The sequence below is a fragment of the Psychrobacter coccoides genome, from assembly GCF_017498085.1.
In the GTDB taxonomy this organism is placed as follows: Bacteria; Pseudomonadota; Gammaproteobacteria; order Pseudomonadales; family Moraxellaceae; genus Psychrobacter; species Psychrobacter coccoides.
Genome location: NZ_JAGBKM010000010.1, coordinates 17,509 through 35,707, shown reverse-complemented (window position 1 = coordinate 35,707; position 18,199 = coordinate 17,509). Strand labels below are relative to the sequence as shown.

At 45.5% G+C, this 18,199-nt stretch carries 17 protein-coding genes; 10 read left to right on the top strand and 7 right to left on the bottom strand.

The window, feature by feature from the left end; translation table 11 throughout:
- Positions 1-54 precede the first annotated feature (54 nt).
- The 7 genes from J3492_RS06900 to dcd all read left to right on the top strand — a co-directional run bounded on the left by J3492_RS06900 (position 55) and on the right by dcd (position 5,955).
- Positions 55-768 carry a CoA transferase subunit A gene (locus tag J3492_RS06900; RefSeq protein ID WP_207991074.1) on the top strand — a complete coding sequence of 238 codons (714 nt, stop codon included), beginning with the start codon at positions 55-57 and terminating at the stop codon, positions 766-768.
- A gap of 84 nt (positions 769-852) precedes the next feature.
- Complete coding sequence (locus J3492_RS06895; RefSeq protein ID WP_207991073.1) at positions 853-1,482, top strand: CoA transferase subunit B; 630 nt, start codon at positions 853-855, stop codon at positions 1,480-1,482.
- A gap of 61 nt (positions 1,483-1,543) precedes the next feature.
- Positions 1,544-2,344 carry a 3-hydroxybutyrate dehydrogenase gene (locus tag J3492_RS06890; protein ID WP_207991072.1) on the top strand — a complete coding sequence of 267 codons (801 nt, stop codon included), beginning with the start codon at positions 1,544-1,546 and terminating at the stop codon, positions 2,342-2,344.
- Positions 2,345-2,477: 133 nt separating this feature from the next.
- Positions 2,478-3,815: a magnesium transporter gene (gene mgtE, locus J3492_RS06885; RefSeq protein WP_207991071.1), complete on the top strand. Its 1,338-nt coding sequence runs from the start codon at positions 2,478-2,480 to the stop codon at positions 3,813-3,815.
- A 125-nt stretch (positions 3,816-3,940) separates the two neighbouring features.
- Positions 3,941-5,146, top strand: coding sequence for an iron-sulfur cluster carrier protein ApbC (gene apbC / locus J3492_RS06880; RefSeq protein WP_207991070.1), 1,206 nt, complete (start codon positions 3,941-3,943; stop codon positions 5,144-5,146).
- 11 nt (positions 5,147-5,157) lie between these two features.
- Entirely contained in the window at positions 5,158-5,283 is a 126-nt protein-coding gene (locus J3492_RS13380) for a hypothetical protein (RefSeq protein WP_279381158.1), read from the top strand.
- Positions 5,284-5,379: 96 nt separating this feature from the next.
- Positions 5,380-5,955 carry a dCTP deaminase gene (gene dcd, locus J3492_RS06875; protein WP_207991069.1) on the top strand — a complete coding sequence of 192 codons (576 nt, stop codon included), beginning with the start codon at positions 5,380-5,382 and terminating at the stop codon, positions 5,953-5,955.
- 176 nt (positions 5,956-6,131) lie between these two features.
- On the opposite strand, the gene J3492_RS06870 is transcribed toward dcd, so the two are convergent.
- The 6 genes from J3492_RS06870 to J3492_RS06845 all read right to left on the bottom strand — a co-directional run bounded on the left by J3492_RS06870 (position 6,132) and on the right by J3492_RS06845 (position 12,268).
- Positions 6,132-6,557, bottom strand: coding sequence for a ClpXP protease specificity-enhancing factor (locus J3492_RS06870; protein ID WP_207991068.1), 426 nt, complete (start codon positions 6,555-6,557; stop codon positions 6,132-6,134).
- 62 nt (positions 6,558-6,619) lie between these two features.
- Entirely contained in the window at positions 6,620-7,234 is a 615-nt protein-coding gene (locus tag J3492_RS06865) for a glutathione S-transferase N-terminal domain-containing protein (protein ID WP_207991067.1), read from the bottom strand.
- A 182-nt stretch (positions 7,235-7,416) separates the two neighbouring features.
- On the bottom strand, positions 7,417-8,133 hold the full coding sequence (locus J3492_RS06860) for a cytochrome c1 (protein ID WP_207991066.1): 717 nt from the start codon (positions 8,131-8,133) through the stop codon (positions 7,417-7,419).
- Entirely contained in the window at positions 8,133-9,338 is a 1,206-nt protein-coding gene (locus J3492_RS06855; protein WP_207991120.1) for a cytochrome b, read from the bottom strand. Before J3492_RS06855 ends, J3492_RS06860 begins: the two co-directional genes overlap by 1 nt.
- A gap of 22 nt (positions 9,339-9,360) precedes the next feature.
- Complete coding sequence (gene petA, locus J3492_RS06850; protein WP_207991065.1) at positions 9,361-9,945, bottom strand: ubiquinol-cytochrome c reductase iron-sulfur subunit; 585 nt, start codon at positions 9,943-9,945, stop codon at positions 9,361-9,363.
- Positions 9,946-10,333: 388 nt separating this feature from the next.
- Positions 10,334-12,268 (bottom strand): ATP-binding cassette domain-containing protein, encoded by a 1,935-nt coding sequence (locus J3492_RS06845; protein ID WP_207991064.1) that lies wholly within the window; start codon positions 12,266-12,268, stop codon positions 10,334-10,336.
- A 358-nt stretch (positions 12,269-12,626) separates the two neighbouring features.
- Between J3492_RS06845 and J3492_RS06840 the strand changes: the two genes are divergently transcribed.
- The 3 genes from J3492_RS06840 to J3492_RS06830 all read left to right on the top strand — a co-directional run bounded on the left by J3492_RS06840 (position 12,627) and on the right by J3492_RS06830 (position 16,315).
- Positions 12,627-12,905 (top strand): SlyX family protein, encoded by a 279-nt coding sequence (locus tag J3492_RS06840; RefSeq protein ID WP_207991063.1) that lies wholly within the window; start codon positions 12,627-12,629, stop codon positions 12,903-12,905.
- A 201-nt stretch (positions 12,906-13,106) separates the two neighbouring features.
- Positions 13,107-14,489: a hypothetical protein gene (locus J3492_RS06835; RefSeq protein WP_207991062.1), complete on the top strand. Its 1,383-nt coding sequence runs from the start codon at positions 13,107-13,109 to the stop codon at positions 14,487-14,489.
- Between the two features lie 323 nt (positions 14,490-14,812).
- On the top strand, positions 14,813-16,315 hold the full coding sequence (locus J3492_RS06830; RefSeq protein WP_207991061.1) for an OmpP1/FadL family transporter: 1,503 nt from the start codon (positions 14,813-14,815) through the stop codon (positions 16,313-16,315).
- Between the two features lie 157 nt (positions 16,316-16,472).
- On the opposite strand, the gene putP is transcribed toward J3492_RS06830, so the two are convergent.
- Positions 16,473-17,972 carry a sodium/proline symporter PutP gene (gene putP / locus J3492_RS06825; protein ID WP_207991060.1) on the bottom strand — a complete coding sequence of 500 codons (1,500 nt, stop codon included), beginning with the start codon at positions 17,970-17,972 and terminating at the stop codon, positions 16,473-16,475.
- Positions 17,973-18,199: the final 227 nt, after the last annotated feature.

The following is an 18,199-nucleotide window of genomic DNA, read 5'->3' as shown; positions in this document are numbered from 1 at the left end:
GTCAGCTGCTAACAACACACTTAAATAAAAACCCAGACTTGCAAGGAGATAAGCATGAGTCAGTCAAAAGTATATGGTAGTGCGGCAGAAGCATTGGAAGGCATCGTTAGTGACGATCAAACACTTGCCATCGGTGGTTTCGGTCTGTGTGGTATCCCGGAAGCACTTATCGAAGCATTACGTGATAGCGGGGTCAAGGGCTTGACCTGTATCAGTAATAACGCAGGTGTGGATGACTTTGGTTTAGGACTGCTTTTACAAACCCGACAAATCAAAAAAATGATTTCCTCTTATGTGGGTGAAAACAAAGAATTTGAGCGTCAATACCTGGCAGGTGAGCTGGAGGTTGAACTAACACCACAAGGCACCTTGGCCGAAAAGCTGCGTTCAGGCGGTGCAGGTATTCCTGCTTTTTATACCGCTACTGGTGTGGGGACATTGGTCGCTGAAGGCAAAGAAACCCGTGATTTTGATGGTCGCACTTATGTGCTTGAGCACTCATTGCGTGCTGATGTGTCATTAATCAAAGCACAAAAAGCGGACAAAGCCGGTAATTTGATGTTTAACAAAACCGCACGTAACTTCAACCCAGACTGTGCGATGGCAGGTAAGGTGACTGTCGTTGAAGTAGAAGAAGTCGTGGAGACGGGTACGTTAGATCCAGATGAAGTGCATCTGCCAGGTATCTTTGTGCAGCGCATCATCCTAAACGACAACCCCGAAAAACGCATCGAAAAAACCACGACAAAATCTACTGAGAGCGCTTAATCGATTGCTGCATCATAGTGGTTAACACATTGAAACCATAAGGTTAAAACAACTTTAAAATATTGCATAAATAAGGAAGTTATCATGGCATGGACAAGAGAACAGATGGCACAGCGTGCTGCGAAAGAGCTACAAGACGGCTTTTATGTCAATTTAGGCATCGGTCTACCGACTCTGGTGGCCAACTATATCCCTGAAGATGTAGACGTTTGGTTGCAGTCCGAAAACGGTCTGCTCGGTATTGGTGAGTTCCCTACTGTAGAAAACGTCGATGCTGACTTGATTAATGCAGGCAAGCAAACAGTCACCGCTAAAACCGGCGCCAGTTACTTTAGTAGCTCAGAGTCGTTTGCGATGATTCGTGGCGGTCATGTGAACCTAGCGATATTGGGTGCAATGGAAGTCTCAGAACATGGCGACCTTGCCAACTGGATGATCCCCAAAAAAATGGTCAAAGGTATGGGCGGCGCTATGGATTTGGTCGCAGGTGTACAGCGTGTGATTGTGTTGATGGAGCAAGTAAACAAGCATGGCGATCCCAAGATTCTAGCCGAATGCGCATTACCATTAACTGGCAAAGGCGTGGTTGATCGCATCATCACCGAGCTTGCTGTATTGGACGTCACTGATGATGGCTTGAAACTGGTTGAGCTGGCAGATGGTGTCAGCTTCGATGAGCTACAAGAGAAAACGCCTGTCAGCATCGCCCAATAGCAGTAAACAAAACAATCCATTAAAAAGACATAACAAGTCACTGAATAAAGGAATGTAAAGTATGGCGACCGAATTACAACAAGATTTGACAGGTAAAGTAGCATTGGTCACAGGCTCTGCCAGCGGTATCGGACTTGATATCGCTGAGACTTATGCAAAAGCAGGCGCCGCCGTTGGCATCGCCGATATCAATCTTGAAGCAGCACAAAAAGCCGTTGATTCAATCAAGGCGACTGGCGGTCAGGCGCTTGCTATCGAGATGGATGTCACCTCAGAGGATGCTGTCAATGATGGCGTACAACAGCTGGTCGATACCTTTGGCGGCATTGATATTTTGGTTTCAAATGCGGGTATTCAAATCATCAACCCGATTGACAAAATGGCGTTCGCTGATTGGCAAAAAATGCTTGCCATTCACTTAGATGGGGCGTTTTTGACCACCAAAGCGGCGGTCAAGCATATGTATAAAGATGACAAAGGCGGCACGGTTATCTATATGGGCTCGGTACATTCGCATGAAGCGTCGCTTTATAAAGCACCTTACGTAACCGCTAAGCATGGATTGCTTGGGCTGTGCCGAGTACTTGCAAAAGAGGGTGCTGAGCATAATGTGCGCTCGCATGTGATTTGCCCAGGGTTTGTCAAAACCCCACTGGTCGAAAAACAAATCCCACAGCAAGCGGCTGAAAAAGGCATCAGCGAAGAGTCAGTAGTCAATGATATTATGCTGGTTAATACGGTGGATAAAGAGTTTACTACTGTGGATGATATTGCTCAGTTGGCGCTGTTTTTAGCAGCATTCCCAACCAATGTCTTTACAGGACAGTCTATCGTTGCGAGCCATGGTTGGTTTATGAATTAATTGATTTTATAACCATGACTTGCTAATAAAACCCCAATCCATTAGCATCTCATTTTATATTGACTGGAGCCAATATTATTGGCTCTTTTTTATTAGCGCTTGTTGCACCGTTTTGGGTCGCACGGAGTAAAAAATGAACCATGAAACTCTAGCATTGTCATTAAGCCAAGCTGCTGAGCAACAACAGTTTGCACAAGCCATCGAACAAGTAGAAGACCTGCGACCCATTGATATTGCTGATGTGCTAGCGCTTATAGACGCAACGCTTGCTCGGCAACTATTAGAGCGTCTGCCCAATCGCTCGACGATATTTTCTTATTTAGAAGCAGATATTCAGGTCGCCATGGCACATGAATATCCACGAGCAATATTGGCCAAGATAGTCGGTGAGATGCCTGCTGATGAGCGCACGGATCTTTATAAGCAACTCAACCAAAAACAGCGAGATGCGCTGCTGCCTGCACTGGCGCAAGCAAAGCGTGAAGATATTCGTAGGCTATCTGCTTACGAGGAACGCACGGCTGGTGCCTTGATGACATCAGACTACGCCACTTTAGATGCTGAAATGACAGTGGCTGAGGCTTTGGCTGCTCTGAGACTAGAAGCCCCAGATGCCGAGACCATTTATCATGCCTATGTCATCGATGACGAGCGTAAGCTGCTGGGTGTTGTCTCTTTGCGGGTGCTGATTTTAGCAGCGCCAGAGCAAAAGATCGGTAAGATCATGGTCAGTAATATTGTCTCGTGTGATGTCAATGACGACCAAGAAGACGTTGCCAAAACGGTGGCCCGTTATGACCTAATCGCTTTACCGATTACCGATGCGAAAGGTGCTTTGGTCGGTATCGTGACACATGATGACGCTATGGATGTGGCCAGCGATGAAGCCACCGATGACTTTCATAAGTCAGGTGGTGTCTCGACTATGGTCGGCAAACTAAAAGACGTCAGCATCAGAGTGTTATATCGTAAGCGTGTATTTTGGCTGGTGTTCTTAGTATTTGGCAACCTATTATCAGGTATCAGTATTGCCAATTTTGAGGATGTGATAGCCGCTAATCTGGTGTTGGTGTTTTTTTTACCCTTGCTGGTTGATAGTGGCGGTAACGCTGGCTCCCAATCGGCTACTCTCATGGTGCGTGCCTTAGCGACAGGCGATGTGGTGATGCGTGACTGGTTTTCTTTGTTGGGCCGTGAAGCCATGGTCGCTCTGATGCTGGGCGCTACGATGGCAGTCGCTATCTCTATTATCGGCTATATTCGTGGTGATGCGGTCGTCTCGCTGGTACTGGCGCTGAGTATGGTCTCTGTAGTAATGATTGGCTGTGTGATTGGCATGAGCTTACCTTTTGTACTCAATAAATTAGGTTTTGATCCAGCGACTGCCAGCGCGCCTTTAATCACCTCAGTGTGTGATGCCTCAGGCGTGCTGATTTATCTGTTTATTGCCTCGCAGTTTTTACCATTATAGAGCAGTCACTCAGTTGAAGTTTGACCTACTGGTATTGTGGTTTTTTTATCTTTTTGATTCGGTTACACTGGTCGACATACCTTATTCTTACCCATTTACCCGTATATATAGAAGTAAAGACAGCTATGTTTAACTTTATAAAAAAAATATCATCTACAAAGCCTGAGACAGCGCAGCAAAAAGCGGCACGTGATAGTGCTGTGGATAAGGTGCTGCTCGGTTATGAAGTAGAAGGAAGTAGTATTGCTACCATGGTGACGAAGATTGAGCGTGAGGGCGATCAGCTTACTTTAGACTTACGCTTGCCACAAAACAGTAGCCCCGAGCGCATTCAGCAAGAGCTTGGCCAACGGCTGCAGCCGCATGGCATCAACACTATTCATATGAATGTACGTCTACCAGCTGCAGCCAAAGGTGCAGGCGCAAGCTTGCCAAAGACGACAGATGCGATGGCCACTCAAGCGACACCAACGGCGCAAGCAAATACAAATAACGAACCGCCCATTTCTAAAGCTGCACCAACCCAAGCATCACTAACAGCGCATCCCCGCATTCGTCATATTATCGTCGTGGCTTCAGGGAAAGGCGGTGTTGGCAAGTCAACGACGACGGTCAATGTCGCTTTGGCTTTACAAAAACTTGGCAATCGGGTCGGGGTGTTAGATGCAGATATCTATGGACCTAGTATGCCAACGATGTTAGGTGTTGCTGAAGTCAAGCCGCAGCTAGAGAACGATCAGTTTGTGCCAGTTGAGGCACATGGCATGGCAATGCTGTCGATAGGTAGCTTGCTAGATCATGATAATACGCCTGTAGCATGGCGTGGGCCCAAAGCGACGGGTGCGCTTATGCAGCTATATAATCAAACCAACTGGCCGCAGCTCGATTATTTGGTGATCGATATGCCGCCAGGCACGGGTGATGTTCAGCTGACACTGGCGCAGCGTATTCCGGTCACGGGCGCTGTGATTGTCACCACGCCGCAGCACATTGCGTTACTTGATGCCCAAAAAGGCATTGAGATGTTTAACAAAACCAGTATCCCTGTGCTGGGTGTGGTTGAAAACATGGCGCTACATACTTGTAGCAACTGCGGCCATACTGAAGCCATCTTTGGCGCAGGTGGTGGCGAGCAAATCTCTGAGCAATATCAGGTGCCGCTATTAGGGCAGTTGCCATTAGCGAGCGGTATCCGTGCACAAGTAGATAAAGGCGTACCAAGCGTACTCGCTGATGATGAGTTTGCGTCATACTATCTTAGCATTGCAAAAAATATCGAAGCCAATATCAGCAAGTTTGCTAAGCCAGTGGATGATAAGCGAATTTTTTAAAGGCAATTGTTATGGAGGTTGGTCAGGGCTTTGAGCGTTCTGGCTTGTCTGTGCTTGAGATGCAAGGCATCTTGTCACACAGTCGTTTATCAAGTGTTGTTTTTCAAGTGTTGTTTTCGTCATTGAGAGCTTTATAGAAGTTGCTTCGCTATAAATTCGGCCACCAATTCCGTATAATCTCGCTATCAAAATACTGTATCATAACCGCTATTAAATATTTGTAAGGAAAAAAGATGTCTATTAAATCTGACCGCTGGATTCGTAAAATGGCTGAAGAGCATGGCATGATAGAGCCGTTTGAGTCAGGTCAAGTACGCTTTAATGACGCCGGTGAGCGCTTGGTAAGCTACGGTACCTCAAGCTATGGTTATGATGTACGCTGTGCCCCTGAGTTCAAAGTATTTACCAACGTGCATTCAGTGGTTGTTGACCCCAAAAACTTTGATGAAAAAAGCTTTATCGATATCGTTGGTGATGAATGTATTATCCCACCAAACTCTTTTGCATTGGCACGTACCATGGAGTATTTCCGTATTCCACGTGATGTACTGACGATTTGCTTAGGTAAGTCGACTTACGCACGCTGCGGCATCATCGTCAACGTCACCCCGCTTGAGCCTGAGTGGGAAGGACATGTCACTTTAGAGTTTAGCAATACCACCAATCTGCCCGCCCGTATTTATGCAGGAGAAGGGGTGGCACAGATGTTGTTCTTTCAGTCAGACAGCGACGATATTTGCGAGACCAGTTATAAAGATCGTGGCGGCAAGTATCAAGGCCAGCGCGGTGTGACGCTACCAAGAACCTAAGCACGTCCTATGTATACAGTGTTCGTGCCGTACTACTGGTATCGGTTGCTATCGGCTGTAAAGAAAATCAACGATAACTGTATAAAAAAGCTGAGCGTATTGGTGAGCTGAACCCCATAAGTTGGAGCCAACTTATGGGGTGTTTTTTTATGCAGAAATTTTTTATGCAGCCGTTACTATTTTAGAACCTTTAACCCGGCTTTATTGTCACGTTTGGGCTTAGGTTTAACGTTTTTTGGAGTGTCTGCCTCTTCTTCAGGTTGGTAGTTTTCGTATTCGTTTGGGTCAAAAAACATGCCCTGTTGGTTTTCTTTGGCATAAATGCCCATTACCGCTGGCAATGGCACCCAAATCTCTTGTGAGATGCCACCAAAACGAGCGCTAAAATGAATGTAGTCATTTTCCATACTCATATTGCCGGTAGCACGACTGGCGATATTGAGAACGATACGACCATCTTGAATATGCTCAGTTGGCACTTGTACGTTTTTTGCAGTGGCATCAACCATGAGATAGGGGGTGAGCGCATTGTCTTCTATCCATTGATAAAGGGCACGCACCATATAAGGACGGGTGGGGGTGATTGATATTGTTTCGTTCATCTTATGGTTTCCTATGCTAACGGTTTATGAGTAAGTCTTTTAATTTGTGGTGAGTTTGAGCGCTATTGAATGCTTCTTTGGAAGCTCTCTCGCTCAAAGACACGCTTTTTATAATCAAACAATGGACGGCTGATGGCGCGAGGCAAGGCAATCCCCATTTCTTCTAGCCGCCATAATAAAGGCGAAAGCAGCACATCGCACCAGCCGAACTCATCCGCCATAAAGTAGGGTTTATGAGCGAATAAAGGCGCAAGCGTAACCAAGGAGTCTGAGAGCTTCTTTTTAGCGATAGCGGCCTGAGCATTATCAAAGCTGTCTGGATGCATCAATAGACGTTTACCCAGTACCAGCCAGTCATGCTGAATGCGCCAAGCCAATTGACGAAACTGAGCACGCTCTTGGGGCGTATCAGGAAGCAGCTTGTTGGCATGATAACGCTCTTCTAGATATTCAAAAATAACGTTTATCTCATAAAGCGCAATCTCACGCTGTTGCAGGACCGGTAGGGTATGATAGGGGTTTAGCTCAGTCAGATCTTCAGGACGCTCTGAGTGCAAGCGAGATAAGTAATAGTCGAGCTTTTTTTCTTCAAGCAATAGGCGTACGACATGACTGTTGTAGCCGTCATCAGCATATAAAATCAGCTGACTGCTTGGAATATCGTTGACATCAATCATGAAAGCCTAGTGTTATGAGTTAAGGCTGTCATCGTAAACAATGTGGCTTGGTTTATCAAGATGCTAAGCGTAATCTATGGTCAGCACTCTGCTAAATCATATAAGTCATACAGAGCATAAAACATAAAAAAGACACTACCGAAGTAGTGTCTTTGATGAAACTTTATGCTTGTACAAAGTGTCTATTTGACGTCTTTCCAAAACTCTTTGTTGAGTAAGTAGACAGGGATTAGCAATACTAATAAGAATAGGATCACAAAGAAACCAATCACTTTGCGGTCATGGCGCACCGGCTCGCCCATCCATGCCATATAGTTTACTAAGTCACCGACCTCACTTTCGAACTCTTCTTGGCTCAAGCTTTCTTGCATATTATGCAAGACATGCGGCATGGCTGCGTTTTCTAGCACCAAGTTATTCGCACCCCAAGGACGGCTTGGATCTTCATAAAACGACAACAAGTAGGTATAAACCCAATCGTCGCCACGAAGTCTATTTACCATAGTCAGATCTGGAGGTGCAGCGCCAAACCACGACGCTTGAATCTCAGGATCTATCTCAGGGTTAATAAAATCACCGATTTGATCCGTGGTCACCATCAAGTACTTTTCGACCAGTTCAGGTGGTATGTCTAAGTCTTTGGCGATGCGCGAGTGACGAACAAACTCGGCTGAGTGACAACCAGCACAGTAGTTCATAAACAGCTTGGCACCGTTTTGTAGCGAGCCCTTATTGGTAAAGTCAATCGGGGCAGAGCTACAGGCTAAGGACTCTTCGACACCGTCAGCGTTGGTGAATGTCCCGCATCCACCACCGCCTGCCGCCATTGCTGTACCGGCAGTTAAGGTCAATGCCGCGCCTAAGCCCAAACCTGTTAAGGATTTTGTTAGCGTGTTCATTAGTGACCTCCGGTAACGCGTTCTGGTGGCTGTTTACACGTCTCAATAGCAGTGTAGAACGGCATCAATAAGAAGAACAAGAAATATAGAATGGTGAATATACGTGACATGATTGTCGCTGTCGGTGTCGCAGGTGTCGCACCTAAATAACCAAGCACTATAAAGCTGATGGCAAATACGGTCAGCGCAATCTTAGATAAGATGCCTTTATAACGTATAGAGCGTACTGGCGATCTGTCCAGCCAAGGTATTAAGAACAGCACAGCAATAGCCGCACCCATCGCAATAACCCCGCCAAGCTTACTTGGAACAGCACGTAAGATGGCATAGAAAGGGGTGTAATACCACACCGGCGCAATATGTTCAGGTGTCTTCAGTGAGTTTGCTCTTTCAAAGTTTGGTGGTTCTAAGAAGAAACCGCCGCCTTCTGGGAAGAAGAATACCACGGCAAAGAAGCAGATAAAGAATACCACGATACCAACCATGTCATGCACAGTGTAGTAAGGATGGAATTCGATACCGTCTAACGGCACACCATTTTTGTCTTTAAGCTTTTTGATATCGATGCCATCAGGGTTGTTCGATCCCACATGGTGCAAAGCAACAATGTGCATAAATACCAAGCCCACAAGGACCAATGGGATGGCGACAACGTGTAAAGCAAAGAAGCGGTTTAGCGTGATACCGGAGATAATATAATCACCACGTACCCATTCAGCCAAGCCGTCACCAATTACAGGTAATGCAGCAGGTAGGTTCAAAATAACCTGAGCACCCCAAAATGACATGTTGCCCCAAGGAAGTAGGTAACCAAAGAAGCCTTCTGCCATCAGTGCCAAATAAATCCCCATACCGATGAGCCAAATCAGCTCACGTGGTTTTTGGTATGAGCCGTAGAGTAGCGCTCTAAACATATGCAAGTAGACAACGACGAAGAACGCCGACGCACCAGTTGAGTGCATATAACGAATGAGCCAACCGCCTTTAACGTCGCGCATGATGTATTCAACAGACGCAAACGCCCCTTCGGCACTTGGGTTGTACATCATCGTCAGCCAAATACCAGTCACCAGTTGGTTGACCAATACGATCATTGACAGTACGCCAAAGAAGTACCAAAAGTTAAAGTTTTTTGGTGCATAGTACTTTGACATGTGGTATTCATAGGTTTCAGTCGCCGGAAAGCGTGCATCTACCCAATGCATTAACTTTTTACCCATACTCATATTAAGCTTCTCCAACCGTTAAGATGGTACCATCCAAGCTATAATCTGGGATGGGTAAGTTAAGTGGCGCAGGAACGCCCTTAAATACACGTCCCGCTAGGTCATACTTAGATCCGTGACAGGCGCAGAAAAACCCACCATACCAGTTATTACCACCTAAGTCAGCGGCACCAACGTCAGGACGGAAGCCAGGCGCACAGCCCAGATGCGTACATACGCCTTCGACCACTAGTAGACCTGGCTCCAAAGAGCGGGTTTGGTTTTTGGTATACTCTGGCTGTAATGACTCGTCAGAATTTGGGTCCGCCAGCAGTGATTGTACAGGGTCTAATGTGGCCAGCATCTCTTCGGTACGCTTGACTACATAGATAGGCTTACCACGATACTTGACGACAACCATCTGTCCTGCTTCGACAGAGCTAATATCTTGGGTAACAGCGGCGCCTGCAGCTTCTGCTTTGGCGCTTGGTGCCCAAGAGCGAACGAAAGGGGTCGCCACAGCAGCTACCCCAGCTGCACCAATTGCGGCAGTCGAGGCTATTAGAACTCTACGACGTTGTACATTAACGCCTTCGGCATGGCTCATTAATACTTCCTCCAGGTGAATGAAATGGGATTATCCCACACTGGGTTTGTGACTTAGAAATTCGCAATATCAATATACAAGTCACTTTAGCTGTGCCTAATCTTGCTAATTGTTGCTATTCTAAGCTATTTCGGTCATAAAATAAATTGATGTGTTAAAAATAAAACCACTCTAATCGCATATACATACCCTGACGACCTTGTAACACGTACGAAAGTCGAGTATGAATCAGAGTTAAATTATAATAATCACCTTAGAATCGCTAAGGATATTTGGCAATAGGGAATGATACTTGAAAATGTAGAAATGTTCACTAACTTTCCTTAAGATTGCATCACTCTATCTATTTATTACCATTGTAGCGTTAACTGCAACAATGATAAACGCCTTAATCACTCTCCAGTATTTCCCAGCGCTCAAGTTTATTCATCATCTCTTCTTCTATAGTGACTAGGCGCTCACTAGCAGCGGTCGCTGCCTCAAAGTCTTCAGCAAACCATGAGCCATCTGCCAGCTTGTCTTCTAGCTGCTGCTGCTCTGTCTCAAGCGCCGCAATTTCTTTTGGTAAGTTGTCAAGCTCTCGCTGCTCATTATAATTGAGTTTTTTTGTCGCTTTTTTGGGCTTTTCAGCTACGGGCTTATGAGAGGACTTAGTGGGTGTCGCTGTAAGATTCGCAGGTTTCGCCGCTTGTTCACGGCTTTTTTGTACCAGATACTCTTGATAGCCGCCGACATACTCTTTGACGATGCCGTTGCCGTTTTCATCCTGGTCAAACACCCAAGTAGAGGTGACCACGTTGTCCATAAAGGAGCGATCATGACTGATCAAGAGAATCGTCCCATTAAAGTTACTGACGGATTCTTCTAATAGCTCAAGGGTCGCCATATCTAGATCGTTGGTCGGCTCATCAAGTACTAGTATATTGGCAGGTTTGAGCAGTTGTTTTGCGAGAAGTACACGGTTACGCTCACCACCAGACAAGGCTTTAACAGGAGTACGAGCACGCTCGGGAGCGAACAAAAAGTCTTGTAAATAGCTCATGATATGGGTCTTACGGCCACCCACTTCGATAAAGTCTGAACCTTCTGAGACGTTTTGCGCCACTGTCGCCTCAAGATCTAACTGATCACGCAGTTGATCAAAAAATGCAATCTCTAAGTTGGTGCCTAGAGTGACGCTACCTGATTTAGTGACGTCGTCATCAGACAGGCCAAGTAAGGCTTTAATCAGAGTGGTTTTGCCTGCGCCATTAGGACCGATGATGCCAATCTTGTCGCCACGCATGATGGTGGTGCTAAAGTTGTCTACCAGCACGTTGCCATCATAGGCAAGATGTAGGTTTTTGACTTTACAGACCAGCTTGCCACTCTTTTCGCCTTCACCCATGGTGATATTGACGTTACCGACTTGCTCACGGCGAGCACGGCGCTCTTCACGCAAGGCTTTGAGCTCACGGACACGGCCTTCGTTACGGGTACGGCGTGCTTTGATCCCTTGACGAATCCAGACTTCTTCTTGCGCCAGTTTTTTATCGAAGTTGGCGTTGTTTTTTTCTTCTGCTATGAACTGCTGTTCTTTGAGCTCTTGATAGCGGGCGTAGCCTTTAACGCCTTGTGTGACGTCGTAGCTTGAGAGTTTGCCACGATCCAGCTCGACGATACGAGTAGCAAGTTTATCGACAAAGGCTCTATCATGGGTGACAAATAATAGCGTCAAACCCTGCCAGTCCAATAAGAAGCGTTCTAACCACTCAATACTATCGACATCCAAGTGGTTGGTCGGCTCGTCAAGGAGCAGCACATCAGGCTTGGTCACCAAGGCACGTGCCAATAACACACGGCGTTTACGACCACCAGATAGCGACGACAAGTCATCTTCAGGGTCTAAGCCCATGGTGGTGATGAGACGAGTGGCTTCACGCTCTAAGTCCCAGCCGTGTACCGCATCGATATCATGCTGCAAGCTTGCCATGCGCTCACAAGCCTCCATATCGCCGTTTGCACATAGATCGGTCTGTTGGTTATAGCTGATGAGAAGGTCGGCAGTTTGGCGACTGCCACCCATAACGATGTCTAATATTTTACCTTGGCTTTCGGGCACGTCCTGCTCAAGCATGGCCACGTTTGAGCTGCCATTGATAATGACTTCGCCGCTATCAGGCTGTATGCTGCCATTAATCAGTTTAAACAACGTGGACTTGCCCTCACCATTACGGCCGATTAAGCAGACACGCTCACCGGCATCGATAGAAAAATCAATGCCATCAAGGATGGGGGCGACGCCAAAGGCGAGATGAATGTTTTTTAAGTGTATCAGTGCCATAGAATATCTTAAGCTTATATATAGTGATAAAAGTAATGAATGAGATAAGAGTTGAGTAAAGGGTATCGTTTCATTATTTGCAGTATAACACGCTGCTGCATCAGTTTAGCGTGAGCACTGTTTTTTATCGTGTTTGCCATAATAAAAGTGTTATTCATGGCTCAGACCAGTTTATGGTTTTATCTTTTTAAGAAGTGGCTGTTTTTAGGGTTTATAATACAGGCAACTCAGACAGCTATCCGTTAACACGCTAATCTGCCAAGTCATCGTCTAGCTCAGCTTATTTAAATCATGGCGGGTGAGGTGAGACTAGGCTCTAAGAGATTATGCCCTACATTATGATGATATTGAGAAAAGTATGAATACCTCTTCTAAACCCGAAACACAGTCTATAAACCCAGGTGGCCACACAATAGAGCAGACAGAGCTACAGGCGCAAATGATTGAGCTGCAGACGAGTATGGCACATCTTGAGCTCACGGTAGAGCGCCTAGATCAAGTTGTCACCAGTCAGGATGAATATATCCGAACCCTACAACGTCAACTTCAGCTGGTCTATAAGCAGATAGAAAGTCAAAGCAGTGAAGGAGGGATTGCGCCATTTGATGTCATCGCAGACAGGCCGCCACACTATTAAAATCATAAAGTGGCATTGCTACCTTACTATCTAATTATCATGTTGTGACCAAATAGTCATAACTGAGAAATAATGTATTTTTGCTGTTGTTTTAATGTTTGAAAGTCATTACCATTGTCCATCGAGTTGTCATCTGTAAGGTTACTGCCATAAGAGTGGTGACTGCGGTGATATAACAGTAAGGACGTTTGGAGATATAACATGGGCATTAATTTTCACCTAAAAACCCTCACAGTGGCAGTCGCTACTCTTTCTATGGCTGGCATCGCTGGTGCAGCTGGTCTTGATCGCTCAGGTCAAGATATTACAGCATTCTTACAAGATGGCACTTATGCAGAGACTGTCTATACTTATATTAATGCAGACGTCACAGGCTACGACAACGCAGCAGTACGCACTGATGAAAATGGTTATGTACAAGGCAAGAAAATAGATGATATCGCAGAGTCTTACGACTTCTTCCGTTATGGTGTAAAGACCGACATCAATGACACCTTTAGTATTGGCGTGTTATACGATGAGCCGTTTGGTGCTGCCGCTCTTTATAATGGTGACAATAACTTTGTTTCAATTGACGATGCCGATGCTATTGTTGAAGAATTAGCAGGCAGTGGAGACAGACCCATTACTAGTGTTGCACAGCTTGAAGGAACTATAGACACAATAAAAGAGGGTCTTTTAAACCCAGAGTTGCCGGATGCTCAGAGAGCGCAGCTAGAAGGACAGCTTGCCTCACTAAATATCGTAAAAGGCGCAGCAGATACAGCTGGCGAGGCAACCAATGTAGAAGTACGTAGTCACAGCCTAACCGGTATACTGGGCATGAAGTTTGGTGAAAATAAAAACTTCCAAGTGTATGGCGGTCCAGTGGCGCAGCGTATAGAAGCTAATGTCAAGCTGCGTGGTGCTGCTTATGGCCCAGCGTCAGGCTATACTGCAAATATCAATGCTGATCAAGACTATGGTTGGCTCGCTGGGGTGTCATACAAAAAACCTGAGATTGCATTACAAGCGGCATTGACTTATCGCTCTGAGATTGATCACGATACCCAAATTGGCGAAAGTTTTGACGTAGGTGTTGGTAATTCAATCAAGATCACTACCCCAAAATCAGTCAACTTTGATTTTCAAACTGGTGTGAATCCAACGACATTAGCAACTGCAAAGGTGCGCTGGGTACCTTGGGGCGACTTTGCAATCACACCGCCAAACTATAACCAAGTCAGTAAAGGTTTAACTGGAGATGACAAGGGTTTGGATTTGGTCAGCTATGATAAAGATCAGTGGCAGGTTGAGCTTGGTATGGCTAAGCGTCTAACGCCAGCTTTTGCCGTTTCAGGTAACATCGGTTGGGATAGCGGTGCAGGCAACCCTGTGACGTCTCTAGGACCTATTAAAGGTTACTATAGTGCAGGTCTGGGTGCCAAATATAACGTTACTGAGAACTGGGCGGTGTCAGCCGGTGGTAAGTATCTGTGGTTTGGTGATGCCAAAGGTCAAATCCCAAATGGTGATATTGTCAGTAAGTTTGAAGACAACGACGGTTATGTACTTGGGGCAAAAATATCTTATCAATCTAAGTAATAAGCCTGATTTAAGCTCTATTAAAGAAGCGATCCATAATGGGTCGCTTTTTTTTGCTTAAATTGGGTGAGTGATATTTAGGTGATTGGTTTTTTCTTAAAACGCACATCAAAGTTTTTTATCATTAATATGTTACGACAGGTTATCAATGAGAACTGTCCAGTCATAATAGCGAAATAAAGTGCTTTATATGTTGTCTTAGTGTCAAAAAGCTATTACTATTCAGTTTAGGACCTCGTTTAGATAGTCAGATGAGCATTAAACACTATGCAGCTCATTGAGTATAAAAACGTTTAAACAATTAGGATGTTTGGAGAAACATAATGCGTGCCACTTTTCATTTAAAAACCCTTTCAGTAGCTGTCGCTGCTCTTTCTGTTGCTAGCTTCGCTAGTGCCGCCGGTCTTGATCGCTCAGGTCAAGATATCACTGCATTCTTACAAGATGGCACATATGCAGAAACTGTTTATACTTATATTAATGCTGATGTGACAGGGCATGATAATGCTTACGTAGGGTCTGATGATAAAGCTTATACCCAAGGTAAAAAGATTGATGATATCGCAGAGTCTTATGATTTCTTCCGTTATGGTGTAAAAACAGATATCAACGATACCTTCAGTGTGGGTGTATTATACGACGAGCCTTTCGGTGCATCAGCAGCCTATAGCGGAAATAATAATTTTGTAGCACAAGGTGATGTTAATGCAGCTGTTAATGCTATTTCAAATGGGGTAGCGAGTAGTCCAGCAGAGGCAGGCGTTGTAATTAATAATCTCACCGGTCTTGCAACAGCTGCAGGTGCAGAGGCTCAAAGTCTTGCCGCTCAAGCTGGAGCCGCCGCCGCCGCAGGTAATCTGCAACAAGCTAGTGATTTACAAGCACAAGCACAAGCTAAAGTAGCTGAAGCGGAGAAAATCGCTGGTCAAGCCCGTTCTGTAGGAGCTGCAGTAGCAGCAGCGCAAGCTGAGTTAGCTACTCAAGGTGAAGCGACTGAAGTTGAAGTGCGTAGCCATAGTCTGACTGCCATTCTTGGTATGAAGCTTGGTGAGAATAAAAACTTCCAAATCTATGGTGGTCCAGTAGCTCAGCGTGTAGAAGCTGATGTAAAGTTACGTGGTATAGCCTATGGCCCTGCGACTGGTTATACAGCTAGTATTAGTCCGGACCAAGACTATGGCTGGATTGCTGGTATGTCTTACAGTAAACCTGAAATTGCCCTAAAGGCAGCATTAACTTATCGTTCTGAGATTGATCATAAGATGAGAATGGCTGAGACCTATCCGGTGGCTGAGGAATTAGGGATTAATCCAGCTCAGACTAATACTATGACGTTGACAACGCCAAAGTCGGTCAACTTCGATTTCCAAACGGGTATTAACCCGACCACATTAGCGACAGCAAAAGTGCGCTGGGTACCATGGGGTGATTTTGAAATTGTACCACCACTTTATAATGAAGTTAGTAAAACTAACGCAGCCTATGGTCCTGATGGACTGGCGTTAGTTGATTATGATAAAGACCAATGGCAAGTAGAGCTGGGTATGGCTAAACGCTTGTCACCTGCATTAGCAGTGAGTGGCACCGTGGGTTGGGATAGCGGTGCTGGCAACCCAGTAACTTCGCTAGGTCCTATTGAAGGCTACTATAGTGCTGGCCTTGGTGCTAAATATAACGTCACTGAAAACTGGGCAGTCTCCGCTGGTGGTAAATACCTATGGTTCGGTGATGCAAAAGGTGTCCTACCTACAGGTAAAATCGTAGGCAATTTCGAAGACAATGATGGCTATGTACTTGGTGCAAAAATATCTTATCAATCCAAGTAATTAGTCTGCCTTTAGTCCTCTATAAGAAAGCGATCCATAAATGGGTCGCTTTTCTTATGTGTGAATTGAGATAAAGACAAGTTTAGTCAATAAAAAACCCCGCTACGATCAAGGTAGCGAGGTCGGTTATTAAGATACTATGAGTAGCATATCTAACTTATTTATTTAAGTTAAGCTCCATCTCTTCGTACTTAGCAGATACGGAAGGTCTTGGACCACCTGTCATGGTACTCACTGCAAAGATTGCGATGGTACTTAAGATAAATCCTGGCACGATGGCATATAGCCAGCTGTTTAGCGGCACACCATTCATCTCAAATGGACCATAGACCCACAGGATGACAGTCAACGCACCGACGACCATACCAGCGACAGCACCGTTACGGTTCATACCACGCCAAGTAAGACTGAAGATAACCAAAGGTCCGAACGCTGCGCCAAACCCTGCCCAAGCATTAGAAACTAGGTTTAGTACAGAGCTGTCTGGGTTCGATGCTAGCATGATAGCGACGACAGCGACGACTATCACCGAGATACGCCCGACGAGTACTTGGCGGGCTTCAGGCGCTTCCTTGTCAAAAAACAGCTTATAGACGTCTTTTGTCAGCGAGCTAGATACCACCAAGAGCTGAGATGAAATGGTACTCATAATAGCCGCAAGGATAGCAGCCAGTAAGAAGCCTGATACTAAGGGGTGAAATAAGAACTGAGTAAATACTAAAAATATAGTCTCAGGATCATCTAGAGTCATGGCCGTCTTTTGTACATAAGCACGTCCTGCGATACCCGTCACACAAGCACCGATAAGACTGATAATCATCCAGCTCATACCGATATTGCGCGCAGTAGGCACGTCTTTGACTGAACGTATCGCCATAAAACGCACGATGATATGCGGCTGACCAAAGTAGCCTAAGCCCCATGCCAGCAAAGATATAATACCAAGCGCTGTCATACCACTGGTGATATCGAGCATACTTGGATCGATGGCTCTGATAGCATTCGTCGTAGCACCTACACCACCAAGATCAGTCAAGGCCACAATAGGCACAATCACCATGGCAAAGAGCATGATGACGCCCTGCACAAAGTCAGTCATTGAAACAGCGAGGAAACCACCGAACAAGGTATAGACAACAACGACACCAGCCGTCACCCACAGACCTGTGCCATATGAGAGGTTGAGCGAGCTTTCAAAGAGCTTACCACCACCAACCAGACTGGCTGCGGTATAAACGGTAAAGAATAAGATAATAACAATCGCTGAGATCACACGCAGCAGGTGCGACTTGTCTTCAAAGCGGTTGGCAAAATAATCGGGGAGGGTAATTGCGTTGTCAGCAACCTCAGTATAGACCCGCAATCTTGGTGCGACTATGATGTAGTTCAAAAAGGCACCTAAGGTTAAGCCGATGGCAATCCAAGCACTCACCACACCATCAGCGTACATAGCACCTGGTAAGCCCAACAATAACCACCCAGACATATCTGATGCGCCAGCTGATAGCGCTGTCACTGCAGGGCTTAGGTTTCGGCCACCGAGCATATAGCCTTCAGTGTCATTGGCTTGCTTAAAGTAAGCATAGATACCGATGCCAATCATAACCAAAAAATAAGCGCCGAGTGAAATCATCACGCCACTAGAAACTCCGTTCATAAAACTATCCTTAACCAACTGTGTTGGTCGTGATTATATTTAATCGTGAAATGTATTAAAGTACGATTCGTAACGACAAAAAAAGCCATTAAGTAAAACAAAATGGCTTTTTATAGGTCATACTGTTCACTTCTAGTTTTATATGATTGATTCTATTTTGGATAATGTCCGCATGTCAGCCATTTTTAGGTAACAAATGGGCGACAGCTAAAATCAATGATTTAAAA